This window comes from Kitasatospora sp. NBC_00240 (assembly GCF_026342405.1).
In the GTDB taxonomy this organism is placed as follows: domain Bacteria; phylum Actinomycetota; class Actinomycetes; order Streptomycetales; family Streptomycetaceae; genus Kitasatospora.
Genome location: NZ_JAPEMU010000001.1, coordinates 5,412,148 through 5,438,051, shown reverse-complemented (window position 1 = coordinate 5,438,051; position 25,904 = coordinate 5,412,148). Strand labels below are relative to the sequence as shown.

Below are 25,904 nucleotides of genomic sequence, written 5' to 3'. Positions count from 1 at the left end.
GCCCGGCTTCCGGCGGCCGTGGGACCGGTGCCGGAACGAGGGCCGGTCAGGCGCTCAGGCCGGCCCGCCGGGCCGCAGGTGGGTGAGCTTGTCGGGGTTGCGCAGGATCCGGAGTTCGCCGATCCGGCCGTCCTCGATCTCCAGGACGACCACCGAGTCGACCCGCCCGGCCGCGTCGATCAGCAGGCCCGGCCGGCCGTTGACGTCCACCTCGTACACCCGCAGGTCCTCCAGCGGGTCGTTGGCCAGGACACCGAGCAGGAAGCGCGCGACCTTGTCCGCGCCGCCGATCGGCCGGATCGCCGCCTTGACCCGCCCGCCGCCGTCGCTCCAGGCGGTGACCGAGGGCGCGAGCAGCTCCAGCATCCGGTTGAGGTCGCCGCCGAGGCAGGCCGCCAGGAATTCGTTCGTCACCTGCCGCCGGACCTCGGCCGGCGCGTCGAAGCGCGGACGCCTGGCCTGGACGTGCGACTTCGCCCGGTGCCCGACCTGCCGCACCGAGGCCTCGCTGCGCTCCAGCGCCTCGCCGATCTCCGGGTAGGAGAACCCGAAGACCTCCTTGAGCACGAACACCGCGCGCTCCAGCGGCGACAGGCTCTCCAGCACCACCATCATGGCGTACGAGACGGACTCGGCCATCTCGACCTCCTCGGCGGTGTCCGGCGCGGTGACCAGCGGCTCGGGCAGCCACGGACCGACGTACGCCTCGCGCTGGACGGCGGCCGAACCCAGGCGGTTCAGCGCGAGGTTGGTGACGGTACGGGCCAGGAAGGCGCCGGGGTTGTCGACCCGGGTGGTGACCTGGCTCCAGCGCAGCCAGCTGTCCTGCACCAGGTCCTCGGCGTCGGCGACGCTGCCGAGCATCCGGTAGGCGATGCCGAAGAGCATCCGGCGGTGTTCCTCGAAGACGGCGAGGCGGTCGGGGCCGGCCGGGTCGGGCTGCGGGGCTTCTTCGCTCACCCGCCCGACGGTAGCGCACAGGCCTCGGAGAAACCCTGGCTGGTCAGGCCGAACGCGATGTTCACCCGGGAGCGCCAGTTCTCCAGCGCGACCATCGCGGTCAGCTCGACGAAGGCGGGCTCGCCCAGCCGGGCGATCAGTTCGGCGGCCAGTTCGTCGGTGACGGCGGGTTCGGTCTCGGTCATGGCCTCCGCGTACTCCATCACCAGCAGTTCCAGCGGGGCGAAGACCTCCTTGCTGTCACGCCACCGCGGCACGGCTTCGACCTTCTCCGGTGCCAGTCCGAGGCGGCCGCCCTCCCAGTGGCCGAAGTCCATGCACCAGGAGCAGTTGATCCTGGCGGCGGTGGCCATCACCGCGAGGTGCTTCAGCGCCGGGTCGAGCGCGGTCCACTTGGCGGCGCGCTGCTCCAGGCGGAAGTACGTGGACAGCACCTTGGTGTTGTGCCCGAGGGCCTGGCCCGGTTCGAGGACCTTGCCGTAGGTGCGGCGGGAGTACCACTCGCCGACGCGCATCAGCAGGGTCCGGGGCGGTTCGAGCGAGATCCGGGACATGGTGGCCTCCTGTGCTCCTGCGTGGCCCGGCCGGCCACGCTCTCCACAGGGAGGACCGGACAGCCCCGCGGAACGTGACATCCGTGCGGGATTTCTTCCGGAGAGGCCCACGGACGGCGTGCGGCGACCGGCGGCCTCAGGAGGTGAAGGCCCGGTACGCCGGGTCGAGCAGGGTGGCCAGGTCGCGCCCGCGCACGGTGATGCCGGACGGTCCGAGCCCGGCCCGGGCGGTGGCGGCAGCGGTGGCGGCGGCCTCCGGGCCGTCGTCGGGGGTGTCGCGAAGGGTGAAGTCGCCCTGCCAGTAGTCCGCCAGGCAGTCGGTGAGCGGCCGCTCCCCGGGCCCGGCCGCCGGATCCGGCCCACGGCCGCCGCCGGGCCCCAGCAGGCCGGCGGACCCCTCGACGGCGACCGCGGCGTCGGGGACGTCCCCGGGGAGCGCCGGGTCCTGCGGTGCGGGTACGGGCGTGGGCACCGGCATCGCTACTCCTCCCCCACCGCGTCGGCGGACAGGGCCACCAGGGCGCGCAGTTCGTCGGCCGGCAGCTCGGTCAGCCAGTGCTCGCCGGCGCCGACCACGGCTTCGGCGAGGGCCCGCTTGGACTCGATCATCTCGGCGATACGCTCCTCGACGGTGCCGACACAGACCAGCCGGCGGACCTGGACGTCCCGGCGCTGGCCGATCCGGAACGCCCGGTCGGTGGCCTGCTCCTCGACCGCCGGGTTCCACCAGCGGTCCAGGTGGATCACCTGGTTGGCGGCGGTCAGGTTGAGCCCGGAGCCGCCGGCCCGGAGCGAGAGCAGGAAGACCCCGGGGCCGTCCGGTGTTTGGAACCGGGCCACCAGCTCCTCCCGCCGGCGCTTGGGCACGCCACCGTGCAGGTGCAGCACCTCCTGGCCGAGCCGCTCGGCCAGGTACGGCTGGAGCAGCCGGCCGAACTCCGCGTACTGGGTGAATACGAGCGTCCGGTCGCCCTCCGCGGCGGCCGCCGCGAGGATCTCCACCAGCCGGGCCACCTTGCCCGAGCGGTCGGCCAACGCCGAATCATCGTGCAGGAGTTGGGCCGGATGGTTGCAGACCTGCTTGAGCCTCCCGATGGCCGCCAGCACGGTGCCGCGCCGCTCGACGCCGCGGATGCCCTCGACCCGGTGCAGCAGCTCGGCAACCACCGCCTGGTAGAGGCCGGCCTGTTCGGTGGTGAGGTTGCACCAGACCGTCATCTCCTGCTTCGCGGGCAGTTCGACGGCGATCGCCGGATCGCTCTTCAGTCTGCGCAGCACGAACGGCGCGGTGAGCCGCTGCAGTTCGGCCGCCACCGCGGCGCTGCCGTGCTGCTCCACCGGGATCGCGTACAGCTCCTTGAAGCCGGCGGCGGAGCCGAACAGGCCCGGGTTGGCGAAGTCCAGGACGGCGTGCAGCTCGGCCAGCCGGTTCTCCACCGGGGTGCCGGTGAGCGCGATCCGCTGGGTGCTCACCGGAAGCGAGCGGATCGCCCTGGCCTGGGCGGTGGCCGAGTTCTTGATGGACTGCGCCTCGTCGGCGACGATCCGGCGCCAGCGGACGGCGGCCAGGGCCCGGGCGTCGCGCTGCACCAGCCCGTAGGTGGTGATCACCAGGTCGGCGCCGCGGACGGCCGCGCGCAGCTCGTCCCCGGTGGGCCGCCCGGCGCCGTGGTGGACGTACAGCCCGAGGGCCGGCGCGAACCGCTCGGCCTCCCGCTGCCAGTTGCCGACCAGGGACATCGGGCAGACCAGCAGGGTGGGCCCGGTGACGCCCTCGGCCCGTTCGACGGCCAGCAGGGCGAGGGTCTGCACGGTCTTGCCGAGGCCCATGTCGTCGGCGAGCACCGCGCCGAGGCCGAGGCCGGCCAGCGACCGCAGCCAGGCCATACCCCTCTCCTGGTAGGGGCGCAGGGTGGCCCGGAAGTCCTCGGGGAGCACGGCTCCGGGCGCCCGGGCGACGGCCCGGCCGGCCAGCAGGTCGCCGAGCGGCCCGTCCGCGTGGACGGCCGTCACGGGCAGCCCCACGATGCTCGCGCCGGGGTCGAGCGCCGTCCGGAGCACCTGGGCGGTGGGCATCGCGCCCTCCTGGTGGCGGGTGAGGAAGGCCAGCGCGGCGGCGATCTGCCCGGCGTCGGCCTCGATCCACCGGCCCCGGATCCGGACCAGGCCCTGTTTGGCCTCGGCCAGTTCGGCCAGTTCCTCCTGGCTGAGGGTGAGGTCGCCGAGGGCGGCCTGCCAGCGGAAGGCCACCACGGCGTCCCGGTCGATCTGCCCGGTGCTCTCCACGATGCCGGCGGCAGGGGTGCGCACCTCCAGGGCGAACCCGAGCGTGGGGCGGTGGCGCCACCAGGTGGGGAGCAGGACGCCGAAGCCGGCCGCGGTGAGTTCGGGCGCGGCGGTGCGGAGGAAGTCGAGGGCGCCGGCCCGGTCCAGCGGCAGGGCGGTCGGGTGCAGGGCCCGCCGGGCCTCGCGCAGCACGGGCCAGTGCAGGGCGGCGCGGTCGAGTTCGGCGCTGTAGGCGTCCAGCGGGTCGTCCGTCCGGCGGGCGAAGGCGGCCAGGGCGGCGCTGCCGAACCTCAGGTCGGCGGCCGGGACCAGCAGGGAGGGCTCGTCGGCGGCCTGGAGCAGGAACTCCAGCTGCCAGTGGTCGTCGGAGGGGCGCCCCTCCGGGTCGTCGGGGTCGGGACCGGAGGGTTCCAGCAGCCGGAAGCAGAGCCGGAGCGGGGCGTCGGTGGGCGCCGGGCCCGCATACCAGGCGGCGAGGCGCTGTGCCAGGGCGGCGAACTCGGCGGGCTCGTCCGGGCCGGGCCCGGCGTCGGCCGTGCCGCTGTCGCTCCCGCCGCTCCCGTCACCTCCGCCGGTCCTGTCGCTCCGGCGGGGCTCGATCCGGCCGTCGGTGGTGGTGAGCGCCGCGAGCCAGCGCTCGGCGGCCGTGCCGGCCCCGGGGCCGGCGGAACCCCCGGGAGCGCGGGGGCCGGTCCGCAGCAGCGGGGGGCCGTCGGCGAGCACGGCCCGGGCCTCGGCGTCGACCATCACCTCCAGCAGCTCGGCGACCAGGTCGGCGCCGCCCCGCCCGGCCGCCGGGCCGGGCCACTCGCCGCGGCAGACCGGCGGGCAGCCGGCCGCCAGCTCGGTGGCCTCGCGCCGCCCGTCCTCGTCCAGGGCCGGGTGCCAGCGCGCGTACGGCTCACCGCCCTCGACCGTGGGCAGGGGCCGGGTGCGGCCGCGGTGGACCAGCCGCCAGGCGAGGTCGTGCACGCCGGTCAGCCAGCGCAGCGAGGCGCCGTGGGTGACCTCGACGCGCCCGGCCCCGGGCAGTTCGGCGGTGGTCACGGCCCAACGGGGGTCGAAGAGTTCACCGAGCAACTGGGCCGCGGCGGCGGGGTCGAAGAGCAGGGCCGGCACCCGCCAGGGGGTGAGCGAGCTGCCGCCCCGGCTCGGCGGTACCGGAAGTTCGGGGGAGGGCGTGGGTAGACCGCCGAAGGTGGGCAGCCGCAGCGTGGCCCAGCGCTCGGGGGCCTGGTCGGCGAGCCAGCCGAGCCCGGGGCCGATGCCGGTCAGCAGGCCCGCCACGGCGGAGGCGGGGCAGGCGTACGGGTGGGCCCGGCCGGCCCGCACCGGGCCGTCGGGCCCGGCCGGTGCCGGCTCGGCGGGGTGGGCCCGGGCGTCCTCGGCCCAGAGGGCCAGCCGCCCGTCCGCCCGCCAGAGCGCGTGCAGGGCGTACATGGGCGGGCCTTCCGGTCTGCGGTGACGGCTTCGGTCGACGGTCCTCGAAGCGTATCGGCACCGGCGGACATTCGAACGGACGAGCGATCTCCACCCGGGGGGCAATGACACCGGCCCCGACCTGCCCCCACCCCCACTTCCAAGAATCCGGCGCGCCGCATGGTTGAACTTTGAACGAAGCGGTGTATGGTGGAGCCATCAAGTTGAAGCCTAAACAAAAGGCTTCGAACCGAAGGAGGAGCCATGGGCCTGTTCAACCGCACCAAGACCGCCGACACCGCCACCGCCGTCGTGGAGGCCCCGGCCGGCCCCGGCCTGGGTCACCTGACCGGCGACTGGGCCATCGACACCACGCACAGCCAGGTCGGCTTCTCCGTACGCCACGCGATGGTCACCAACGTCCGCGGCGCGTTCACCGAGTACGACGGCAAGCTCCACCTGGACGGCAGCAACCCCGGCAACTCCTCCGCCGAGATCGTGATCAAGGTCGCCAGCATCGACACCAAGCAGGCCCAGCGCGACGAGCACCTGCGCACCGGGGACTTCTTCGCCGCCGAGGCCCACCCCGAGATCACCTTCCGCAGCACCTCGGCCGAGCGGCTGCGCGACGACAGCTACCGCATGATCGGTGACCTGACCATCAAGGGCACCACCCGTCCGGTCGTCCTCGACCTGGAGTACACGGGCAGCGCCACCGACGCCTACGGCGCCGAGCGGGTCGGCTTCGAGGGCGCCGCCACCATCGACCGCACCGACTGGGGCCTCAGCTACAACGCCGCGCTGGAGACCGGCGGCGTGCTGATCGGCGAGAAGGTCAAGCTCAACTTCGACATCTCGGCGGTCAAGGCGGCCTGAACCCCGTCGGCCCCGGAGCCGGCCCACCCGACGGCGGCCCGGCCCGGGCCGCCGCGGGCCCGACCCACCGGAGCCGGCCCCGCCCGTCGATCCGGGCCCGCCCCGCCCGCCGGGGCCTCCCGGCTCGACCGCGCCCCCTCTCCGCCCCTGCCGCCCCCCGACGGCAGGGGCGGCGCCATGCCCGCCCGCCGGCCACCGCCCCTCCGGTCAGCCGGCCAGCAGGGCGGCGTCCGCCGCCGGCAGCCAGCTGCCCGCCGAGCGTCGCAACCAGCCTTCCCCGCCACCGAGCTCGGCGGCCGCAGCGATCAGCGCGTCCAGCCCGGGGTGGCGCGGCTCGGGCCGGTGCACCAGCCCGATCAGGCTCAGCGGCACCGGCCGCACCAAGGGCAGGGTGACCGCGCCGGGGATCCGCGGGCCGCCGGTGGTGGTCAGCATCGGCTCGCCGTGCCGGGCGAGATAGCGGGCGGTCTCGTCCACCCCGACCGGGGCCACGTGCGGCTCCGCCGCCACCAGTCCGTGCTCGCCGAGGAGCCGGGCCCCGAGGTCGGTCCATTCGGTGGTCGCCGGGTTGCCCGCGCAGATGTCCACCGGGTGTCCGGCCAGTTCGGCGAGCGGCAGTTCGGTGCGCCCCGCCAGCGGGTGCCGGCCGGTCATCATCACCGCCATCTGCTCCAACCGGACGGGCACATGCACCAGTTGGGCCCGCTGACCGGCGGGCAGGCCGGCGAAACGCCCCATCGAGACGTCCAGCCGATGGGCGAGCAGCTCGGCCGCGGCGGCGGCGAGTCCGCCGTGGAACCGGGCCAGCAGCTCACCCTCGGGCCAGGCCTCCCGGACGTGCGCGAGCAGGCGGCCCGCGGTGAGGTCGTCGCCGGTCACATCGCTGTTGAGGTCCAGCAGCAGCGGTCGGTGCCCGGATCCCACCGTGGTCGCGAGGATCTCGTCGTGCAGGAGCAGCAGTCGGCGGGCGCGCGGCAGCAGCCGGGCACCGGCCGGGGTGAGCTCGACACTGCGGGTGGTGCGGGTGAACAGGGCGCCGCCGAGGGCCCGTTCGAGCGCCTTGATGTCCCGGCTGAGGGCCTGCTGGGCGATGTGCAGCCGCTCGGCGGCGCGGCCGAAATGCAGGGTCTCGGCGGTGGCGACGAAGCCGCGCAGCAGGCGGGGGTGCAGGTCACGGGGCATGGCGGCGATATTAACAACAGTCCGTTGTCAATAAGGCGAAACAGGTGTTGGACCGATCGGCCGCTCCCCCACGAGGCTGGAGGCATCCGCCGAACCCCCGCCCTGGAGACCCGTGTTCGCCTCGTACCGCCGCATCCTCGCCGCCCCCGGCGCCCTCGCCTTCACCCTGACCGGACTGCTCGGCCGGCTCGCCCTGTCCATGACGGGCGTCTCCACCGTGGCGATGATCGCCGCCCGGCGCGACTCCTACGCGCTGGCCGGCACCGTCTCGGCGGCCGGCCTGGTCACCGCGGCGGTCGGCCTCCCGCTGGTCGGACGGCTGGTGGACCGCTACGGCCAGGCCCGGGCCACCGTCCCCGCCGTCCTCGGCGGCGCGGTGCCGCTCGCCGGGCTGCTGCTCTGCGTGCACCTCGGGGCGCCGGACTGGACGCTCTACGCCTGCTGGATCGGATGCTCCTTCAACCCGAACCTCGGCGGCATGGCCCGCGCCCGCTGGGCGCACCTGTTCCGGGCCGACCCCGAGGCCCGCCACGTGGCCAACGCGCTGGAACAGGCCCTGGACGAGGCCTGCTTCATGGCCGCCCCGGTCCTGGCGATACTGCTCTGCACCTCACTGTTCCCCGAAGCCGGCCTGATCACCGCCGGGACGCTCGGCGCCGCCGGCGCCCTGCTGTTCGCCGCCCAGCGCCGCACCGAACCCCCCGTGCAGCCACCCGCACCCGACGGCCGCCGCCCGGGATCGCCGCTGCGCCGGCCCGGCCTGCGGGTGATGGCGCTGACCTTCCTCGCCACCGGCGCCGTGTTCGGGTCGATGGAGGTCACGACCCTCGCGTACGCCGACGCGCTCGGCCAGAAGTCGCTGGCGGGCCCGCTGCTGGGCCTGGTCGCGGCCGGCTCCTGCGTCGCCGGGCTGGTCTTCGGGCTGGTCCGCCCGCGCCGGGCACCCGCCGTCCGCTTCCTGTTCGGGGCGGCGGCGATGGCGCTGCTCCTGCTGCTCCCGCTCACCGCGGCGCTGGCCGGGGCCGGACTCGGTGTGCTCGCCGTCGCGCTGTTCGTGGCCGGCACGGGCACCGCTCCGACCATGGTGACCGGGATGACCGTGGTCCAGGAGCTGCTGCCGCGACGGCAGCTCAACGAGGGCATGTCGGTGGCGGTCTCCGCGCTGCTGGCCGGCATCTCGGCCGGCGCGGCGGCCGGCGGCGTCATCGCCCAGCACGCGGGCCCGGGGGCCGGCTACCAGCTGACCGCGGGCGCCGCCGTCCTGGCCCTGCTGATCGCGCTGGCCGGGCGCCGCGCTCTGGGGCGGAGGCCGGCCGCGGCCACGCCGGTGACCGCGTCGGAGGCGGGGTCAGGAGCGGGCGCCGGGCCGGAGACCGGGCCGGGCGCGGACATGGCCGGGCACCCTGTCGGTGCCGACCGCTAACCTCTCCGCCATGACGGCGACCATCGACTACGTCCGCGGCGATGCCACCGCCCCGCAGGGCAAGGGCGTGAAGGTGATCGCCCACGTCTGCAACGACCTGGGCGGCTGGGGCAAGGGATTCGTCCTGGCACTCTCCCGACGCTGGCCGGAGCCGGAGGCGGCGTTCCGTCGCTGGCACCGCGAGCGCGCCGCCAACGACTTCGGCCTGGGCGCCGTGCAGGTGGTGCAGGTGGAGCGCCTGGTCCACGTGGCGAACATGGTCGGCCAGCGCGGGATCCGGACCAGCCGCTCCCAGGGCGTCCCGGTCCGCTACCCGGCGATCGACGCCGCGCTCGCCCGGCTCGCGCCGCGGGCGCTGGCGCTCGGCGCCTCCGTCCACATGCCGAGGATCGGCTGCGGCCTGGCGGGCGGACGCTGGGAGCTGGTCGAGCCGTTGGTCCTCGCGCGGCTGACCTCCGCCGGGGTGCCGGTCACGGTGTACGACCACGACTGACGGCGCCACGCCTCCCCGGGCGTCGCGGCGGGGCGGCCTCAGCTCCGGGCGCCCTGGGCCGCCCAGGTGTACTCGTACTCGGGCAGGGTGAAGCCGCCTGGGAAGAACCCCTGCCGGGCGCCGGTCCGCCGGCCGCCCTCCCGCTCGTAGAAGGCGACCGCCCGGGTGTTGTCGCGCAGCACCTCCAGGTAGAGGTCGGCGCCCGGGTGCCGCCGCGCGACATGGGCGAGGGCGGCGCGCATCAGCATCCCGCCGGTGCCCCCGCCGGTACGGCCGGGGCGGACGTGCAGGTTGTCGAGCAGGATCCGGCCGTCGGGCTGCGGGACGAGGTAGGCGAAGCCGACGGTCTCCCCCGCGGTCTCGGCGATCAGCAGCTCGGGGGTGTTGGCGGGTTCGCCGTAGTCGACGCCCAGGCGGAGCGTCCAGAGTTCGCCGCGCTCGGCGGCCAGTCCGTCGCCGAGGGCCCGGTCGGGCACGATCCCCGCGTAGGCGGTCCGCCAGCTTTCGGCGTGCAGGGCCGCGACGTCCTCGGCGTCGTCGATGCTCCCGACTCTGATCGTCACGTCCTGGCCGCTCCGCTTCGTCATGGGGCGAGCCTCCCACAGCAACCGCTTGAACGTGTTCAAAACTCTCGCTACAGTCATCTCCACAAGGTTTTGAACGCGTTCGAAAAGGGTGGTCCCGATGGACTTCACAGTGGTCAGCTACGCCGTCTACCTGCCGATCGCCACCGGACTCACGGTCTGGGTGGCCCGCACGCTCTCGACCAACGGCAAGATCTTCCTGGCCGACGTCTTCGCCGGCGACGAGAAGCTCGCCGACGCGGTGAACCACCTGCTGCTGGTCGGCTTCTACCTGCTCAACCTCGGCTTCGTGGCCCTGTGGATGAAGACCGACGACAAGATCACCGGCACCCAGGGCGTCTTCGATGCGATGTCCGTCAAACTCGGCACCGTGCTGCTGGTCCTCGGCTTCATGCACCTCGCCAACGTCTACGTGCTCAACCGGATCCGCCGCCGCGGCACCCTGGAGCGCGGGCAGCGCCCGCCGGTCGCGCCGCAGGGCTTCCTCGCGCCGCGCCCGGCCCAGGCCTGAGGCCCGCCGGTGCACACCGCGGCGGACGCCCCGCCGGTCACCCGGATCACCGTGCTGCACGACCCCGGCTGCCCGCTCTGCCGCCGCCTCACGGCCTGGCTGCACGACCAGCCCCAGCTGGTACCGCTGGACTTCGTCGCGGTCGCCTCCGCCGAGGCCCGCGAGCGGTACCCGGACCTCGACCACGACGCCAGCCTCGGCGAGATCACCGTGGTCGCCGACACCGGGGAGGTCTGGCGGGGGCCGCAGGCCTTCGTCACCTGCCTCTGGGCACTGGCCGCACACCGGCCGCTCGCCCGACGGCTCAGTACTCCGGCCGGCCTCCCGCTGGCCAGAGCGGCGGCGTTCGCCGCCGGCAGGTACCGCGCGGCCACGGGAGCGGACCGTGCCGGACCGGGTGCGGAGGGGGCATCCGGTACGGCACGGACCGACGACAGCACCTGGGCGAGCGGATCACCGGCCGACCCGGTCGGCGCGGCCCGGACGGACGACAGCGCCTGGGCGACGACCTGGCCGGGGGCGCTCCTGGCGGACCAGCCGCCCCGCTGCGGCGACGGCGCCTGCGCCAGGTCGGGCTAGGCTCGACCACCGTGGACGACGTGACACCGACGAACGGCGTGGACAACACCGACCGGCAGCACCGGGGCGGCGACGGAGGCGGACCACCCGACGCCCTCGGGCGGAGCGCCGGTGACCTCGGCGGATCCGGTACGGCGGTCCGGCGGTCCGCCCCGGCAGGCGGGGCCGGCCGGGCCGCCACTCCGACAGGAGCCGTGAGCCGTGACTGACACCCCGGTAGGCTCGGCCAGCGTGGACGAGCCCAAGGACAGCGACAGCCCGAAGGACGAGCGCACTCCGGTGGCCCCGGAACTGCCCGGCGGCCGGGCGCTCCCGAAGACCGGGAAGAGCGAGCAGACCAGGGCTCTGATCCTGGAGACCGCGATGCGCCTCTTCAAGGAACGCGGCTACGACAAGACCACCATGCGGGCCATCGCCGCCGACGCCGGGGTGTCGGTCGGCAACGCCTACTACTACTTCGCGTCGAAGGAATTCCTGATTCAGGGGTTCTACGACCAGATGACGTACCAGCACGCGGCCGACGCCCGGGCCCGGATGGCCGGCAGCAAGGACTTCGCGGAGCGCCTGGAGATCGCGCTGACCTCCTGGCTCGACTGCGCAGCGGAGTACCACGAGTTCGCCTCGCAGTTCTTCCGGACGGCCGCCGACCCGACCAGCTCGCTCAGCCCGTTCTCGAACGAGTCGCACCCGGCCCGGGCGACCGCGGTCGAGCTGTTCCGCGAGGTGCTGACCGGCTCCGAGCTGGCGCCCAAGCTGGACGCCGAACTCGCCGAGCTGCTGCCCGACCTGCTCTGGCTGCACCTCATGGTCGTCGTCCTGTACTGGGTCTTCGACCGCACCCCGGACACCGAGCGGACCAGGGAGTTCGTCCGGCGCTCCACCCCGATGGCCGCGCGGGTCATCAACCTGTCGCGTTACCGGGTCTTCCGGCCGATCGTCCGCGACGCCAAGGGCCTGATCCAGGACTTCATCCTGCCGACCATCGGGCGGACCCAGGCCGGCTGAGCGGAGCCGCGACCGGCACCCCGGACGACCGCGGCGACGTCCGCGAGCCCCCGCCCCGGGAGGGCAGGGGCTCGTCGCACGACCGGGGACCGGACGGACGGACGGACCGTCAGAAGCCGTCCGGGTTCCACGGCCGGGCCGGCGTCCGCAGCAGCAGGTCGGCCTGGGCGACGGCGCCCGGGCGCAGCTCGGTGACCAGGGCGGCGGCGGCCAGCCGCGCGACGCTCTCACCGCCCAGGTAGAGCGAACCGAGCGGGCCGACGCCGAGTGCGAGGTCGGGCTCGTCGGTGGTCGCCGTGCAGCGGCCGGTGCCGTCGGCGGCGGCCTCGACGGCCCAGCGGCCGTCCGCGTACCCGAGCGGGTCGGTGACGTCCAGCACGATCCGGCCGGGCGCGCCGTAGCTGCGGGCGGCGAAGGCCGCCTCGGCGTCGAGCACCCGCAGCCAGGTGAAGTCGGAGTTGTCGGCGTACGGGGTGGCGGCGCGCGGCTCGGTGAGCAGCAACGGCAGCGGGTCGTCGGGGGCGAGGTTCTCGACGACGACCTTGCGCACCCAGTCGACGGAGAAGAGCAGACGCCACAGCTCGACGGCGGTGGGCATGTCCTGGGCCTGCAGGTCGAGGACGGTGAGGGTGCAGTCGGGGTAGCTGCCGTCCCAGTTGTCGTCCACCTTGTAGGCGACCAGGCCGGTGACGGTGCCGGTGGCGTCCCGGTGCAGGGCCACGAAGGGCTCCTGCCACTCGGGGCCGGGGGCCTTGACGTCCCCGGTGCGGACCCGCCAGCCGGTCTCGGTGCGGGTGATGGCGCCGGGCTGGGTGCGCCGCCAGCGCTCGTGGAACTCGGGGCCCACCTTGCGCACCTCGGCCATGGTGGCGAAGTCGACCCGGCCGCCGGGCACGGTCGGCAGCCCCCGGCGCAGGCCGCCGGCCCGCAGCAGGTCGATGTTCCAGCCGTGGGCGACGGTGGCGGGCCCGAAGCCGTACCGGCCGTAGATGTTGTACTCGGCGGCGATCAGGATGGCGACCGGGTTCCCGCGCTCGTGCGCGGCGGCCAGGTCGCGGGTCATCATGGCGCGCAGCAGGCCGCGCCGGCGGTGGGTGGAGCTCACGGTCACGGAGGTGATCGCGTCCGCCCGGACGGTCGCGCCGCCGGGGACGGTCAGCTCGGTGTCGAAGCTGCGGAACGTCCCGACGCAGCGTTCGCCGTCGTAGGCGCCGAGCGAGCGCCCGGGCTCGAAGCTGAGCCGCCGGTACTCGGTGGCCTCCCCGGCGTGCGGCCGGAGGAAGCCGACCGCGAGCGCGCGGTCCCAGCCGGGGATGTCGTCCTCGGTGATCGCCCGGATCTCGGTGCTGTCGTCCTGCCGGCCCCGACCCGGATCGCGGGTCCCGCCGTGTCCGTTGTCGCCCATCGCCCCACCGTACGACCGGCCGCCGGCCCGGGCACCCGATTTTCGGCCCGGCGGGGCGCACCGGGAGGCCGTGGTCGGGCGGGAAGCCCGCGTCCACGGGCGACCGGAGGTCCGGCCGATCGGGGCCGCCGCCCCTCAGGGCCGGGCGTAGAAGTCGGGCGTGCCCATGATCCAGAGGCTGGCCTGCTTGATCGGCATGCCGGCGCGGGGTGCCTCGATCATCTTGTCGTCGCCGATGTAGAGGCCGACGTGGTGGATGTCGGCGGCGCGGCCGGTGTCGCTCCAGAAGACCAGGTCGCCCGGGCGGAGCTGGCGGTACGTCACGGGGGTGGACTCGGCGTACTGGTCGGCGGCGAAGTGGGTGATCCGCCGGCCGCCGGTGCGCCAGGCCATCATGGTCAGCCCCGAGCAGTCGTAGCCGTCCGGGCCCTCGCCGCCCCAGATGTACGGCAGGCCGATCTTGGAGCGGGCGAAGGCGATCGCGGCCTCCGCTCCCTGTGCCGACCACACGCCGGGGCCGTCCGGCGGCGCGGCGGGTGGTCCGGCGGGCTGCTCCTGGGCGGACTGGTCGGCCGCCGCCCTGGCGGCCTCGGCGGCCTCCGTCGCTGCCCTCTCCGCCGCCGCCCTCTCCATCGCTGCCTTCTCCGCTGCCGCCTTGTCCGTCGCCGCCTGCGCGGCCGCGGCCGCCTCGGCCGCGGTCCTCGCCGCCGCCTCGGCGGCGCGGGCCGCGATCGCCTCCTGGGCCTCCCGGCGGCGGCGTTCGAGTTCGACGGTGGTGTGGCGGGCGGCAGCGAGCTCGCCGAGGAGCTGTTCGCGGCGCCGGCCGATCTCGGCCACCTTTGCCCGGCCGGTCGCGACCTGGGCCTGCGCCTGGTCCCGGGCGGTCCGCACCTCGCCCGCGGCCCGTTCGGCGGCGGCGGTGGCCTCCCGGGCGGCGGCGCCGGCGCGGGTCGCGGCGGCGGCGGTGCCGGTGGCGGCGTCCAGGATCTGCCGGGTACTGCCGCTGACCACCCGGACGACGGCCGCCTGGGCGCCGGCCGCGCGCGGGCCGGGGGCGCCGATCAGTGCGTCGATCGCGGAGAGTTCGGCGGTGGCGCCCTGGCGGTAGGTCTCGGCGGCCAGCCGGGCCGCCTCCTCGGCGGCGGCGTGCCGGGCGAGTTCGGCGGCGGCGGCCAGCCCGAGGGCCCGGCTCTCCGCGAGCCGGGCCCGGGTGAGCCTCGCCTGTGCGCCGTTGTAGTTCTCCACCGCCCGTTCGGCCGCCAGGGAGGCCTGCTCGCTTTCGCCCTGGGCGGCGGTGAGCCGGGCCTCGGCGGCGGCGCTCGCGGCGGCCCGGCGGTCGGTGTCGGCCCGGGAGCGGGCGATCTCCTCGGCGGAGGGGTAGCCCTCGCCCGGGTGCGGCCCGCCCGGTGGCGGGCCCGGCTCGGCGGGCGCCGCCGGCCCGGGGGCGTGCGGTACGGCGGCCGGCGCGGGGGCCGCGCCGGCCGCCGGGAGGGCGCCGAGGGTGGAGGTCAGAGCCAGCAGGAGGATCGGCAGGAGTCTGCGTGTCACGGGTGTCCTTCTCACGCGTCCGACGAGCGGCCGGATGTCTCTTCGGTGACAATTCGGTCACGCGTAGTGATCATCTCAAAGGCACCGATTCCCCGGGCCGACCCGGGCCGGGCAGCCGGGTGAGATGTCGGACCATCCGATCGGACGCCGGTCGCGACGGTGCACGGCCGGCCCCCGCCGGCCTCCGGTCGGCTACCGGCGGACCCTGGGCGTCCGCGGCCGCAGGTGCCGGTGGGCCGGGGTGGTGCCCGCCGGGGGCTGCCGCGGGGTGGGGTCGGTCGCGCCGGGCCGGACGGCGTACGTCCGGCTGCGGCCGGCCCGGACGGTGCGGCGGCGCAGGCCGGCCTGCCGGCGTTCGCCGTCCTGCTCGTGCAGGGACCCGCCGGGGGCGCCCGGTGCGGGTGCGGGCGCCCGGCGGACGCCCGCACCCGAGCGCCGGTCGGCGAGCCGGGCCGAGCGCCGGGCCAGGGCGCGGGCCTCGTGGGCGTCGAGGTGGGCGCTGGCCCGGGCGGCCATCCGCTCGGCCACCCGGTGGGTGGCGGTGTGGTGGGCGGGAACCTTGTCGGGTGCTCCGGCGATCAGGTCGAAAAGCCAGGTGCGGGCCCGGTCCGCACGCCGGTGGAGCAGGCGCTCACGCCGGAGCGCACGCGCCCTGCGGCGGGGGCGGGTGGCGTACCGCCAGCGCGCCCAGGGGCTGCTGGGGCGGGCCAGCCGGATCGCGCCGATCCAGGACAGGCCGGGGACCATGATGCCCAGCAGGCCGGTCCAGACCTTGCCCTTGAGCAGGGCGACGATCGACACCAGCGCGTTCACCACGATCACCGCGACCAGGCCCCAGCGGGTCTGCTGGCTGGGCACCACGCCGAGCGGGACGTACCCGGTGAGCAGCAGTGCGGTGATCAGAATGCCGAAGATCACCGCGTCCACCGACTTGCGGCCCTGCTCGCTCCAGTAGACGTCGTCCAGGTGCAGGATCAGCGCGAACTCGTCCAGCACCAGGCCGCAGCCGATGCCGAAGCTGAGCCCGAACCAGTCGATCCACGGGTGCCCGCCGTTGGTGGCGAACACCCCGATCCCGCCGACCAGCAGGAACCCCAGCCCGAACACCATGTGGTGGATGTGCAGGCCGCCCGGGGTGATGTTGCCCGGCCACCAGCGGACCTCGGCGCGGATCATCCGCACGCTGAACCGGATGCAGACGAAGGACACGATGAACCCCACCAGCAGCAGGAAGAGCGGCTGTTTGTGCGCGGCGACGATGTGCTGCTGGTAGCCGTCCAGCAGCGAGTCGAGGCTGAGCTGTGCGAGGTGCATGGGTCGTACCTTCGTTCCTGGTGCCGCACCGGATGGTCCGCCCGCCCGGTGCCGACGGGTCTAACGTCCGTTCAGAAGCCCCGGGTGCGCTTGGCGGCGCGCCGGGGGACGGCCGGGTAGAGCGTCAGCGGCTCCGTGCTGCCGGGGATCTTCATGAACAGACGCGCGATCTCACCTCCGAGGTTCACGCCGATGGCGAGGGCGAGGGCGATCGCGGCGGCGCGGGTGATCGAGACCAACCCGGCACTGGAGTGGCCCTGCGCGAAGGAGAGCATGCCGAGGTAGATCGCCGAGCCGGGCATCAGCGGGCCGATCGCCGCCGTCACGTACGGGAGGGCCGACGCGTACCGGTAGCGGGCCATCAGCTGGCCGAACAGGCCGACCAGGCCGGCCGCGACGCCGGTGGCGACGATCGGGGAAACCTGGGCGTTGTAGACCAGCACCCCGTAGCTGGACCAGCCGACGACGCTGTTCAGGGTGACCAGCAAAAGGTTTCTGCGCGCGGTCTGCAGCAGCATCGCGAAGGCCAGCGTCAGCACCATCGCGGCGATCAGCTGGACCGGCGGGTAGTTGATCCCGACCAGGCTCTCGTCCGGGTTGAGCTTGGCGTGGAAGCCGACGCCCAGGTAGAGGATCAGCATCACGCCGATCACGATGCCCGCGACCAGGTAGATCACTTCCAGCAGCCGGGCGGCCGCGGTGATGTAGAAGCCGGTGAGGCCGTCCTGGACGGCCGCGACCATGGCCCGGCCGGGCAGCAGCGCGAACAGCCCGCCGGTGATCACGACGGACCCGCGCAGACCGAGGTCGTTGAAGGAGAGCACGATGCCGGAGACCGCGGCCGGCATCGCGGCGACCACGAACTGGTAGAACTCCGGCAGTCCGCGCCGGGCGATCAGCGAGGCCAGCCGGTCGCCGAGGATCGCGGCGACGAAGGCGTTGGCGAACACCAGCCAGGCCTTGGCGTCCAGTCGGCCGCCGACCAGGAAGGTGGCCGCGCCGGCCAGCAGCCCGGTGGTGAGCGAGAGCAGCCAGACCGGGTACGGGTGCCGGTTGCGGCGGATCTCGGCGAGCCGGCGGTACGCGTCGTTGACCGTCACCTGCTCGGCGGTGATGTCGGCCACCAGCTTGTAGACGGCGGCGAGCCGGGTGTAGTCGGAGGTGCGGCGGCGGACCACCCGGTCGGCGGTGACGGGGGGCTCGACCAGAGAGGGCTGGTGGGAGATCCCGATCAAGGTGAAGGTCACCTGGGGCTCGCAGTGGTCCAGCCGGTAGGCGTGGGCGATGCCGAGCATGGCGGCCTCGACGTCCTCCGCCGCCTCGCCGCTGGCGAGCAGCAGTTCGCCGATGCGCAGCGTCAGGTCGAGGATGCGCGGGACGTTGCGCGCGGTCGCCTCGGACTGCCGCTCGCGCGGGGTGCGCTCGAAGGCCGGGCGCTCGGACATGGGCGTGCGCAGCAGGGTGCGCATCCGGTCCGGCCAGGGGGCGTCGCCGGGGGCGCCGGGGTTCAGGGTGGGGACGGCGATCCCGTTCGGCGGGGTGTAGCCGGCGGCGCGCCAGTCCTCGGGGCTGAGGGTGTCCTCCGGGCCGGGCGGCAGCGCGGCGTCGGACGGGTCGTCGCGGCCGGTCCCGGCGGGGCGGGCGGTGACGGGACCGGCGGTGACGGAGCCCGCCAGCAGTTCGGCGGTCCGCAGCCCGGTGGCCCGCAGCTCGGCGGCGCGGGACCGGTCGGCACTCGACCGAGCGGCGCGGGACTCGGCCGCCGGCGCCTCGACGGACGGGGTCAGCAGGCCCTCGGTGGCGGGGGCGGCCGGGGCGAGCGGCACGGCGGCGGAGTCGGCGGGCGGGGTGGGGTGGCCCAGCAGGCCCTCGGTGGGCGGGGCGTCGGAGGGGTGCACCTGACGGGTGTTCCGGGCGGGCCGGGCCGCCCTGCCGCCTCTGGCCTTCTTGCCGCCGCCCGGTCGGCCCCGCTTCGGCACTTCCGCTCCTCGCCGCCCCTGGTGGCCGGGCCACCCTTCGATCTTCGGTTACACCTTGCCCGATCGAACTCCCGGACGCACATGTACGTGGTGGCCTGCCGGGTCGGCGCCTTGGGCCTACCGGGCGCGGTCGGCGGCCGGCTCCTTGCTGTCGCCGACCGCGTGACGGTCGGCGTCCGCCCGGCCGGCGCCCCGCCGGGCCCGCAGCAGCTCGATCGCGACCGGCACCACGGAGAGCAGCACGATCGCGATCAGGATCGGCTCGATGTTGTCGCGGACGAAGGCGATCCGGCCGAGGAAGTGGCCGAGCACGGTGACGCCCGCGCCCCAGAGCACCCCGCCGATCACGTTGAACAGGACGAAGGTGCGGTAGTTCATCCGGCTCACCCCGGCGACGACCGGGGTGAAGGTCCGCACGATCGGCACGAACCGCGCCAGCACGATCGCCTTGGGCCCGTGCCGCTCGAAGAAGGCGGCGGCCTTCTCGACGTTCTCCTGCTTGAAGAGCCGGGAGTCGGGCCGGCGGAATAGGCCGGGGCCGACCTTGCGGCCGAAGAGGTAGCCGACCTGGTCGCCGGCGACCGCGGCGGCCACCACGAGCAGGCAGACCAGCCAGAGCGGCTGGTGCAGGTAGGTGCCGCCGGCCACCAGCATGCCGGTGGTGAAGAGCAGGGAGTCGCCGGGCAGGAAGAAGCCGATCAGCAGGCCGGACTCGGCGAACACGATCGCCAGGATCCCGATCAGGCCGAAGGCGGAGATCAGGGTGGTCGGGTCGAGCCAGGACGGGCCGAGGGCGAGGCTGGTCACGGTGGCGGCACTCCTGAAAGGTCGACGCTTGGCAATGAAAGAGTAAAGCATTCGCCAAGTCGCCGGGCCGTCCGCCGGGGACGGACCGTCAGATCACCGCTCGCCGTCCCGCCCACCACCGACTCCCCCGCGGACGACGCCGCCCCGGCCGCTGCCGATGAGGGCAGCGACCGGGGCGGTGCTGACGGGACGGGAGGGCCCAGGGGTCAGAGACCGTAGCGCGCGACCGTCTCCTCGTGCCGGGCGGTGTCCGCACCGGCCGCCTTGGCCAGGTCGAGCCAGGCGAGCGGGTGCTTCCAGCGCTTCGTCAGCCGCTGCAGCAGGGCGTCCGCCGCGGCCGCCCGGGCCGTGGGCGGAACGCCGACGGCCGCGTAGATGCCGGGCAGCATCTCGTCCTCGTCCTTGGGGTCGGTGACGGCGTACTCGTCCGAGCTGTAGGCCCACACCGCGTACCCGGCCTCGGACAGCTCCTGCCGGAAGGCCGCCCACTTCTTCTCCCCGGGCCAGGCGCCGTCGATCCACCAGGTGGTGTAGCCGGCCGGGTCGAGCAGGGTGAGCAGCTGGAACACCGGCCGCCAGCGCTCGCGGACCTGCTGCGGCGCGTCCTCCCCCGGCGGGCGCTCCAGCAGAGCGGGGGCGAAGACCACCACGTCGCCGTGGTTGAGGTCCAGGTCGTCCCCGAGCACCGGCAGCAGGCGGGCGGTGGCCGGGCCGGTACGGACGGCCGGCAGGTCCGCGGTGGCGCCGTTGGTCCGGGCCGCCCGGACGGTGACGAGCTGCCACTCCTCGTCCACCGGGCCCTCGGGCTCGTCGAACTGGATGCCGATCCGGGCGCCGGCCGCGCGGACCGCGGCCCAGTCACGGTTGGCGGTCGCGGCGGTGACCAGGTGCCAGAGGTCGGGCTCCTGGACGGTGCGGTGCTGCTCCTCCGGCGAGGTCCCCTCCGCGGGCAGGGCGTGCAGCAGGATCTCCTCGTACAGCCGCTGGGCCCTCGGGTGGTCGCCCAGCTCGGTGGCGGCGGCCGCGGCCAGCCGCCGGGTGTTGATCCGGGTCGGCTCCTCGGCCAGCAGGGCGGCGCAGTGCTCGCCGACCTCGACCCAGCGGCTCTCGGCGGCGGCCCAGCGGGCCCGCGTCCAGTGCGCGTCGGCGGGGCTGGTGGCCATCAGGCGGTCCGCGAGGCGGCGCACCCCGTCGCCGTCCCCGGCGTCGATCAGGACGGCGCCGAGCAGGCCGGTCAGCGCCTCGTGGCCCGGGTCCTGGTCCAGCCGCTCCCAGAGCAGGTCGGCGGCGGCCCGGGTGTGGCCGAGCGCGCCGAGCAGCCCGGCGAGGTGCAGCACCAGGTCGGTGGCCTCGGCCCGGTCGCCGCGGTGCCGGCTGCGGGCCGCGGCGATCAGGTCGGCGTCGGCCTCCGGCGCGCCGGGCTCCGGGCGGGCGGCCAGCAGGGCGATCAGCTCACCCGGCGGCACCGGCAGCTCCGGCTCGGGCAGCGCCTCGGCGGCCGCCCGCAGCGCGGCGACCTGCTCGGCGACGCCGTCGGTGCGGCGCAGCTGGGTGAGCTTGCGCTCTCCGGTGGCGGCCAGGGCCAGCGCCACCGTGCGGGCGCCGCGGGCGAGGGCGAGCCGGCCGGCCGCCAGCAGCAGGTCCACGCAGGGGCGGTGGGAGCCGGTGGAGTCCAGGTAGCCGACCCAGCCGGTCAGGGCGGCGCCGAGTTCGGCGGTGTTCTCGTGGGCACCCGTGGCGTGCAGGATCTCGATCGTGGCGACCCAGGCCGGCCGCAGGTCGGGGTGCTGCTCGGCCTCGTCGGCCGAGGGCAGCAGGGCGAGCGCCTCCTCGGTGCGGCCGAGCCGGGCCAGTGCGCGGGCCCGCAGCATGGCGCCCCAGCGGCGGTCGCTCTCGTTGAGTTCGGCGCCGCGGGCGCGTTCGGCCTGCTCGGCGGTGTCCAGCAGGGCCAGCACCTCCTCGTCCCGGCCGAGCAGGTGCAGGGTGCCGGCCCGGGAGTGGTGGAAGTGCAGCGAGAGCCGCTGGCCGGCGGCCCGCATCCGGGTGGCGGCGGTGTCGAGGTGGCTGAGCGCGTCGGCGGGGCGGCCGTCGTCCTCCAGCGCGTCGGAGTACTCGCGGGAGAGGCAGTCGAAGCAGGCCCGGGCAGGCTCGATCCGGTCCAGGGTCTCGCCGAGGACGGCGAGCCGCTCGGGTACGTAGCCTGGGCCGTCGACCCGGGCGTGGCAGATGGCGAAGTCCTGGACCACGCAGACGGACTGCGGGCAGCTCGCGGTCTGCTCGCGGTGGGCGAACTCCAGCAGGTCCACGGCCTCGGGCAGGGCCTGCTCGCCCTGGTGGCGCTTGTTCAGCAGGTTCTGCATCCGCCAGTGCCGCAGGTAGACCTCGACCCAGGGCAGGTCGAGGGCCCGCGCGGTGGCGACCGCCTCCGGGAACACCGCGTCCAGCTGGTCGTTGCGGCCCTCGTTGGCGTGGCCGGGGAGTTCGTAGACGGCCTCGGCGAGGCGGTGGTGGCCGGCCTCGGCGAGCTGCTGGTGGGCGTCGTGGACCCAGGCCCAGATGTCGGTGCTCATGCGGTCTCCCCCTGCGGGTGGTGCTGTGCGCTGCTGACGGATGCGCTGATGACGGACGGGCGGCGGGCGGGTGCGGCGCCGGCGGACGCGGCGGCGGGCGGCGGTCCGCCGCCGACGGGTGTGCGGCCCGGCTCCGCCGGCGCGGCCGGGGCCGGCGGGCGGGGCCCGGCCGGGTGGTGCGGGTTCAGGCTCCGGCCCCCTCGTCCGGCCGGGTGCCCGAGGCGCCGGGGAACGGGTCCGGGAGTACGTCCGGGAGGGTGTCGGGGACGGCGGGCAGGCCCGCGGGCAGAGCTGCCGTCAGGGCCGAGACGGCGGTGCCGATCCCGGCCAGGGCGGCGGCCAGGTCGCCCTGCGGCGAGGTGCTGGACGGCCCGGCGGCAGCCGCCATGATCACCTTGAGCGAGCGGAGCAGGCCGGCCGCGGTGGCCGCGCCGGTGTGCCCGCAGCGGTAGGCGGTGAGCAGGTCCTGGACGGCGGGCGCGGCCAGGTTGAGGTACAGCCGGGCCTTCACCTCGCCGCCGGTACGGGCGGTGAAGGCCCGGGCGAGCCGCAGCGCGGCGGACGGGATCCGCGCGTCCGCCTGGTCGTCCTCGATCCTGGCCTTGAGCTCCGCCTCCCGGTCGGGGACCAGCACGAGCGGCAGGCCCGGCGGCTCGAAGCGGGCCGGTACGAGCTGCTCGCCGTCGTCCGCGAGGGCCGCGGACAGCCAGGCACGCTCCTCGGCGGGCAGCGGACGCTCGGGGTCGCGGAACAGCTCCCGGTTGCCGTGCTCGCTGCCGAGTTCGACGATCCGACAGTCCCGGAGCCGGGCGTAGCGGCGCAGGAACGGCAGCACCGCGTACCGGTCGCCGCGCGCGATCGGGACCTGCATCGCGCGGTACAGCATCTCCTCGAAGCCGCCGCCGCTGCCGAGCGCGATGTGCACCGCGCCGCCGCCGGCCGCCCGCAGCGCACCCGCCGTCAGGTCGCCCTGCGAGGTCGGGACGGGCACGTCGTCGGCGAGCAGGGTGAACAGCCGGTCGTCGCAGAGCGCCGCGCCCAGCAGGTCCTGGCCGTGCCGGGCGAGGATCCGGCGCCAGGCGGCGGGCCGCAGCCGGGCGGTCTCGTACAGGCCGTCCACGACGGCGTCGGCGAGGGCCTGCTGGAGCGCCCGGTAGTGCTCGTCGCGCTGGAGGTCCTCGCGGCTGGCGGTGGGGGTGAGCCGGTGGGACTCGACGACGCCGCCGACGAAGCCGGCCCAGCCGGGCAGCAGGTCGCGGGCGTCCTCGGAGAGCAGCATGCCGCGCAGGTAGACGGCCAGGTCGCGGTTGTCGCTGCTGCCGTACGTGCCGCCGTCCTGGACCCAGAGCAGGCCGACCGCGTCGGTGCCGCCGGCCGCCGGGCCCACCGGGAAGGCGGCGAGCGGCTCGAAGCGGCGGCCGAAGGCGGTGGCGAAGCGCATCCGGGCGGCGTACAGGTCGCCGGCCGGCTCCTCGCGCCAGGGCACCGGCACGTCGTTGACCGGCCGCTCGTCGTCGCCGACGAAGACCGGGACGTTCAGCAGGACGCAGTACCGGCCGAGCACCTCGCGCAGCGCCTGCTCGTCGGCCAGGTGGGCGTGCTCGGTCTTCAGGGTCAGCTCGACCACGCTGCCGGGGGTGCCGCGGGCGGCGACCGGCTCGACGCTGTACTGCTCGCCGCCGCGGCTGCGGTAGCGGTGGCCGAGGGCGGGCTCGCGGTGCGAGGTGGTGGTGACGGTGACCTCGTCGGCGATCGAGAAGGCCGACAGGAAGCCCAGGCCGAACGCGCCGATCAGCTCGTCGTTGCCGGTGACCTCGCGCAGCAGCCGGGTGTAGCCGGTGCCGACGGTGGCGAGGTAGGCGTGGATCTCCGGCTCGGTCAGGCCGGCGCCGGTGTCGGCGATGCTGACGGTCCGCCGGGCCGAGTCGCCGCGGACCCGGATCGTCGGGGTGTGGCCGCCGTCCGGGTCCTCCAGCCGGCGCCGGGTGTGCGAGTCGTGGGCGTTCTGCACGAGTTCGCGCAGGGCGACCAGCGGCGTGGAGTAGAGGTGCGTGGCGAGGACGCTCACCAGACCGCCGAGGTCGACCTCGGTCGTACGCAGATCCTCGGTGGGCGCGGGGTCGGGGCGGTGGCCTTCAGACATGAGGCCTCAGTGTGCCAGTAGGACTATTGCCTGGACCATTCCTTAATCGGACGGCCTTGCGACGGGAAACCTGGGCGTCAAACCAGGATTGACGCCCCACCGCCCGGAAAGGGAGGTTCGACCGCGTTCCGTCGCCCGCCCGGACATCCGAACGGGCCCGCGAACGGAGGAGGTTCATCATTGGGCCGTATCCGGGGAACGGCCTCGGGTGTTATCCGGTTGTTCCACTTTTATGACACCATCGGGCGAATTGTGCTCCATTCGGTGGAACCGGGCCGCGCCCTGGTGAATGCTGGACGTGCGACGTCAGGCAACGGCGCTCCCCGGGGCGGCCACCCCGAGGGCGCCATTTCTCGCACCGATCCTTCAGGGAGACCATCGTGTCCCGCATTCGCGCAGTCGCCGCTGTCACCGCCCTCGGGGCGTTCCTCCTCGCGGGCATCGGCACCGCCCAGGCCGGCAACGGCGCGGGTTCCGAGAGCCACTCCGACAGCAGCGTCGTCAGCAGCGTCGGATCCGGCAACCTCGTGGGCGGCGTGCACGGCAACGCCGACGGGTCGCAGCAGTCGGCCACCGGCTCGGGCGGCAGCAACCAGCACGACTCCACCGGCGTGACGGGCAACGCCGGTGCGGTCGGCGCCCTGCAGGGCAACGGCAACCTGGCGGCCAAGGTCTACTACCCCTTCGTCCTCTACTAGGGCGGATCGGGTCCGGCTCGGCACCGGGCCCGCACGACCATCGGGAGCGGCCCGGCCGGCACACCCGGCGGCCGGGCCGTCCGCCGGCGGCTCAGAGGCCGAGCACGGCCCGGGCCATCCGCTCCAGGCAGTCCGCGAGGTCCGCCCGCTCGCTGTGCGGGCGGTGCCGGACCCCGTCGTTGACCAGGGCGAACATCGAGTGCACCCGGATCCGGGCCTCCGCGTCGTCGTACTCCGGGCGGACCTGCCGGAGCAGCCCGACCCAGGTCCGCAGGAAGTCCCGGCGGAAGTCCACGGCGACCTTGCGGTCGACCGGAGCCAGCCGCTCGGTCTCGCTCAGCATGGCGCCGAGGTAGTGGCCGTGCCGCCGGGCGAAGCCGACGTACGCCCGCAGCCCGGCCTCCAGCGCCGCATCCGCCGGGGTCGCGCCGGTGATCGCGGCCCCGACCTCGTGCCTCAGCCGCTCACGGCTGCGCACCAGCGAGGCGGCGAGCAGGGCGGCCTTGCTGTCGAAGTGGTGGTAGACGCTCGGCCCGGACATGCCGACGGCCGCCCCGAGCTGATCGGTGCTCACATTGTCGAAGCCGCGCTCGTGGAACAGCCGCACGGCGGCCGAGAGCAGCTCCTCCCGGCGCCCGGGCCCGGCCGGGGGCGGACCGGCGAGGACCGGCGGCTCCACCCGGGCACCGGCGAAGCCGACCGCCAGCAGGGCCGTCCCGATGTCCCGCAGCAGCCGCTCGAAGCGCCGGCGCGGCGGCGCGAAGCCGTGGTGGGACAGGCCGCCGTAGACCGAGAGCGCCGACCAGCAGAGGAACTCCGCATCCGCCTGGGCCAGTTCCGGCCGCTCGACGCGCAGGACGCCGGCCATCAGCCGGACGTCGGCGCGCAGTTCACGGCGCAGCTCGGCCCGCCGGCGGGCCGGGAGCAGCCGCGAGTCGCGCTGCCAGAGGGTGCCGAGCGGGCGGTGCTCGATCGCCACGGTGCTGAGTGCGGCACAGAGTTCCGCCGCTCCGCGGGCCGGGGCCAGGGCGCCGCCGAGGGCGTCCAGGCCGGACCTGACCACCTGGTGGAGGAGTTCCGGCTTTCCCCGGACGTGCCGGTAGAGCGCGGGGGCGGTGATGCCGAGGCCGGCCGCGACCTCCGCCATCGAGACCTGGTGGTAGCCGCCGCGGTGGAACAGGTCGGCCGCGAGGCGCAGGATCTGCGCCCGCCGCCCGGCCGGGCGACTGCTGCCGCCGCCGGGGCGCACCCGCCGCACCTCGGCCACCGTTCCCTCCGCCCGCTCGCTCCTCGTCACCCCGGCCCGGCCCGCCGTTCGCGCCGCCGGGCCGCGCCTGCTCCCCGCCGTCCGCTCCGCGCCGTCCGCCTCGTACCGTCCACCTCGCGGTGTCCGCCGAGCCCGGCCGGCAGCCTAGCAAGGATTCACTTAACAGCGGATCGTCCCAGGTGAACCGTCCATCGGCCGGCTGCGGGAATCCCCGGTGACAGCTCTGGACAGCGGAAGCTACCCGCGATTAACTTGTGCCGCGATCCTCCTGGCCGCCGCGTGCGCCAGGCCCCCCGCTGGA

21 protein-coding genes are annotated in these 25,904 nt (G+C 75.1%); 7 read left to right on the top strand and 14 right to left on the bottom strand.

Translation table 11 applies throughout. The annotated features are described in order from the left end of the window. Positions 1-54: 54 nt before the first annotated feature. The 4 genes from OG689_RS23090 to OG689_RS23075 all read right to left on the bottom strand — a co-directional run bounded on the left by OG689_RS23090 (position 55) and on the right by OG689_RS23075 (position 5,240). Positions 55-960 carry an RNA polymerase sigma-70 factor gene (locus OG689_RS23090; RefSeq protein WP_266322813.1) on the bottom strand — a complete coding sequence of 302 codons (906 nt, stop codon included), beginning with the start codon at positions 958-960 and terminating at the stop codon, positions 55-57. Then, on the bottom strand, positions 957-1,514 hold the full coding sequence (locus OG689_RS23085) for a carboxymuconolactone decarboxylase family protein (RefSeq protein WP_266322812.1): 558 nt from the start codon (positions 1,512-1,514) through the stop codon (positions 957-959). The genes OG689_RS23090 and OG689_RS23085 overlap by 4 nt, the downstream gene beginning before the upstream one ends. A gap of 136 nt (positions 1,515-1,650) precedes the next feature. Beyond that, positions 1,651-1,992: a hypothetical protein gene (locus OG689_RS23080; protein ID WP_266322811.1), complete on the bottom strand. Its 342-nt coding sequence runs from the start codon at positions 1,990-1,992 to the stop codon at positions 1,651-1,653. A 2-nt stretch (positions 1,993-1,994) separates the two neighbouring features. Next, positions 1,995-5,240 carry a DEAD/DEAH box helicase gene (locus tag OG689_RS23075; RefSeq protein ID WP_266322810.1) on the bottom strand — a complete coding sequence of 1,082 codons (3,246 nt, stop codon included), beginning with the start codon at positions 5,238-5,240 and terminating at the stop codon, positions 1,995-1,997. A 243-nt stretch (positions 5,241-5,483) separates the two neighbouring features. Between OG689_RS23075 and OG689_RS23070 the strand changes: the two genes are divergently transcribed. Continuing rightward, complete coding sequence (locus tag OG689_RS23070) at positions 5,484-6,095, top strand: YceI family protein (RefSeq protein ID WP_266322809.1); 612 nt, start codon at positions 5,484-5,486, stop codon at positions 6,093-6,095. A gap of 207 nt (positions 6,096-6,302) precedes the next feature. Here the strand turns inward: OG689_RS23070 and OG689_RS23065 are convergent, their stop codons facing one another. Beyond that, positions 6,303-7,277 (bottom strand): LysR family transcriptional regulator, encoded by a 975-nt coding sequence (locus OG689_RS23065; protein ID WP_266322808.1) that lies wholly within the window; start codon positions 7,275-7,277, stop codon positions 6,303-6,305. A gap of 112 nt (positions 7,278-7,389) precedes the next feature. On the opposite strand from OG689_RS23065, the gene OG689_RS23060 reads away from it, so the two are divergent. Continuing rightward, complete coding sequence (locus OG689_RS23060) at positions 7,390-8,700, top strand: MFS transporter (RefSeq protein ID WP_266322807.1); 1,311 nt, start codon at positions 7,390-7,392, stop codon at positions 8,698-8,700. 10 nt (positions 8,701-8,710) lie between these two features. Next, positions 8,711-9,193: an Appr-1-p processing protein gene (locus tag OG689_RS23055; RefSeq protein WP_266322806.1), complete on the top strand. Its 483-nt coding sequence runs from the start codon at positions 8,711-8,713 to the stop codon at positions 9,191-9,193. Positions 9,194-9,231: 38 nt separating this feature from the next. On the opposite strand, the gene OG689_RS23050 is transcribed toward OG689_RS23055, so the two are convergent. Further along, the gene (locus tag OG689_RS23050; RefSeq protein ID WP_266322805.1) at positions 9,232-9,780 is read right to left on the bottom strand and encodes a GNAT family N-acetyltransferase; all 549 of its coding nucleotides are present in this window, start codon (positions 9,778-9,780) and stop codon (positions 9,232-9,234) included. A gap of 97 nt (positions 9,781-9,877) precedes the next feature. Here OG689_RS23050 and OG689_RS23045 point away from each other — a divergent pair, with 97 nt between their 5' ends. The 3 genes from OG689_RS23045 to OG689_RS23035 all read left to right on the top strand — a co-directional run bounded on the left by OG689_RS23045 (position 9,878) and on the right by OG689_RS23035 (position 11,872). Further along, on the top strand, positions 9,878-10,288 hold the full coding sequence (locus tag OG689_RS23045; protein WP_266322804.1) for a hypothetical protein: 411 nt from the start codon (positions 9,878-9,880) through the stop codon (positions 10,286-10,288). A 9-nt stretch (positions 10,289-10,297) separates the two neighbouring features. Then, on the top strand, positions 10,298-10,867 hold the full coding sequence (locus OG689_RS23040; protein WP_266322803.1) for a DCC1-like thiol-disulfide oxidoreductase family protein: 570 nt from the start codon (positions 10,298-10,300) through the stop codon (positions 10,865-10,867). 201 nt (positions 10,868-11,068) lie between these two features. Continuing rightward, complete coding sequence (locus tag OG689_RS23035) at positions 11,069-11,872, top strand: TetR family transcriptional regulator (protein ID WP_266322802.1); 804 nt, start codon at positions 11,069-11,071, stop codon at positions 11,870-11,872. Positions 11,873-11,981: 109 nt separating this feature from the next. Here the strand turns inward: OG689_RS23035 and OG689_RS23030 are convergent, their stop codons facing one another. The 7 genes from OG689_RS23030 to OG689_RS23000 form a co-directional block, all read right to left on the bottom strand. Further along, entirely contained in the window at positions 11,982-13,277 is a 1,296-nt protein-coding gene (locus tag OG689_RS23030; RefSeq protein ID WP_266322801.1) for a GNAT family N-acetyltransferase, read from the bottom strand. Between the two features lie 135 nt (positions 13,278-13,412). After that, positions 13,413-14,825 carry a C40 family peptidase gene (locus OG689_RS23025; protein ID WP_266322800.1) on the bottom strand — a complete coding sequence of 471 codons (1,413 nt, stop codon included), beginning with the start codon at positions 14,823-14,825 and terminating at the stop codon, positions 13,413-13,415. A 192-nt stretch (positions 14,826-15,017) separates the two neighbouring features. Beyond that, positions 15,018-16,139 (bottom strand): hypothetical protein, encoded by a 1,122-nt coding sequence (locus OG689_RS23020; protein ID WP_266322799.1) that lies wholly within the window; start codon positions 16,137-16,139, stop codon positions 15,018-15,020. A gap of 71 nt (positions 16,140-16,210) precedes the next feature. Then, positions 16,211-18,118: a threonine/serine exporter family protein gene (locus OG689_RS23015; protein ID WP_266322798.1), complete on the bottom strand. Its 1,908-nt coding sequence runs from the start codon at positions 18,116-18,118 to the stop codon at positions 16,211-16,213. 117 nt (positions 18,119-18,235) lie between these two features. Then, positions 18,236-18,925, bottom strand: a complete 690-nt coding sequence (locus tag OG689_RS23010; RefSeq protein WP_266322797.1) for a VTT domain-containing protein — start codon at positions 18,923-18,925, stop codon at positions 18,236-18,238. Between the two features lie 206 nt (positions 18,926-19,131). Further along, the gene (locus OG689_RS23005; RefSeq protein ID WP_266322796.1) at positions 19,132-21,495 is read right to left on the bottom strand and encodes a hypothetical protein; all 2,364 of its coding nucleotides are present in this window, start codon (positions 21,493-21,495) and stop codon (positions 19,132-19,134) included. Between the two features lie 184 nt (positions 21,496-21,679). Further along, a complete protein-coding gene (locus OG689_RS23000) occupies positions 21,680-23,638 on the bottom strand; it encodes an ATP-binding protein (RefSeq protein WP_266322795.1) in 1,959 nt (652 codons plus the stop codon). Positions 23,639-24,018: 380 nt separating this feature from the next. Here OG689_RS23000 and OG689_RS22995 point away from each other — a divergent pair, with 380 nt between their 5' ends. After that, complete coding sequence (locus OG689_RS22995; RefSeq protein ID WP_266322794.1) at positions 24,019-24,336, top strand: hypothetical protein; 318 nt, start codon at positions 24,019-24,021, stop codon at positions 24,334-24,336. 91 nt (positions 24,337-24,427) lie between these two features. Here OG689_RS22995 and OG689_RS22990 read toward each other — a convergent pair whose 3' ends face one another. Beyond that, positions 24,428-25,603, bottom strand: a complete 1,176-nt coding sequence (locus OG689_RS22990) for a TetR/AcrR family transcriptional regulator (RefSeq protein ID WP_266322793.1) — start codon at positions 25,601-25,603, stop codon at positions 24,428-24,430. Positions 25,604-25,904 lie beyond the last annotated feature (301 nt).

Bases quoted from the DNA above. Each gene is read 5' to 3' on its own strand.
- OG689_RS23065 (WP_266322808.1), bottom strand. From the start codon at position 7,277: ATGCCCCGTGACCTGCACCCCCGCCTGCTGCGCGGCTTCGTCGCCACC.
- OG689_RS23005 (WP_266322796.1), bottom strand. From the start codon at position 21,495: ATGAGCACCGACATCTGGGCCTGGGTCCACGACGCCCACCAGCAGCTC.
- OG689_RS23000 (WP_266322795.1), bottom strand. From the start codon at position 23,638: ATGTCTGAAGGCCACCGCCCCGACCCCGCGCCCACCGAGGATCTGCGT.
- OG689_RS23030 (WP_266322801.1), bottom strand. From the start codon at position 13,277: ATGGGCGACAACGGACACGGCGGGACCCGCGATCCGGGTCGGGGCCGG.
- OG689_RS23020 (WP_266322799.1), bottom strand. From the start codon at position 16,139: ATGCACCTCGCACAGCTCAGCCTCGACTCGCTGCTGGACGGCTACCAG.
- OG689_RS23080 (WP_266322811.1), bottom strand. From the start codon at position 1,992: ATGCCGGTGCCCACGCCCGTACCCGCACCGCAGGACCCGGCGCTCCCC.
- OG689_RS23045 (WP_266322804.1), top strand. From the start codon at position 9,878: ATGGACTTCACAGTGGTCAGCTACGCCGTCTACCTGCCGATCGCCACC.
- OG689_RS23055 (WP_266322806.1), top strand. From the start codon at position 8,711: ATGACGGCGACCATCGACTACGTCCGCGGCGATGCCACCGCCCCGCAG.
- OG689_RS23085 (WP_266322812.1), bottom strand. From the start codon at position 1,514: ATGTCCCGGATCTCGCTCGAACCGCCCCGGACCCTGCTGATGCGCGTC.
- OG689_RS23075 (WP_266322810.1), bottom strand. From the start codon at position 5,240: ATGTACGCCCTGCACGCGCTCTGGCGGGCGGACGGGCGGCTGGCCCTC.
- OG689_RS23070 (WP_266322809.1), top strand. From the start codon at position 5,484: ATGGGCCTGTTCAACCGCACCAAGACCGCCGACACCGCCACCGCCGTC.
- OG689_RS23050 (WP_266322805.1), bottom strand. From the start codon at position 9,780: ATGACGAAGCGGAGCGGCCAGGACGTGACGATCAGAGTCGGGAGCATC.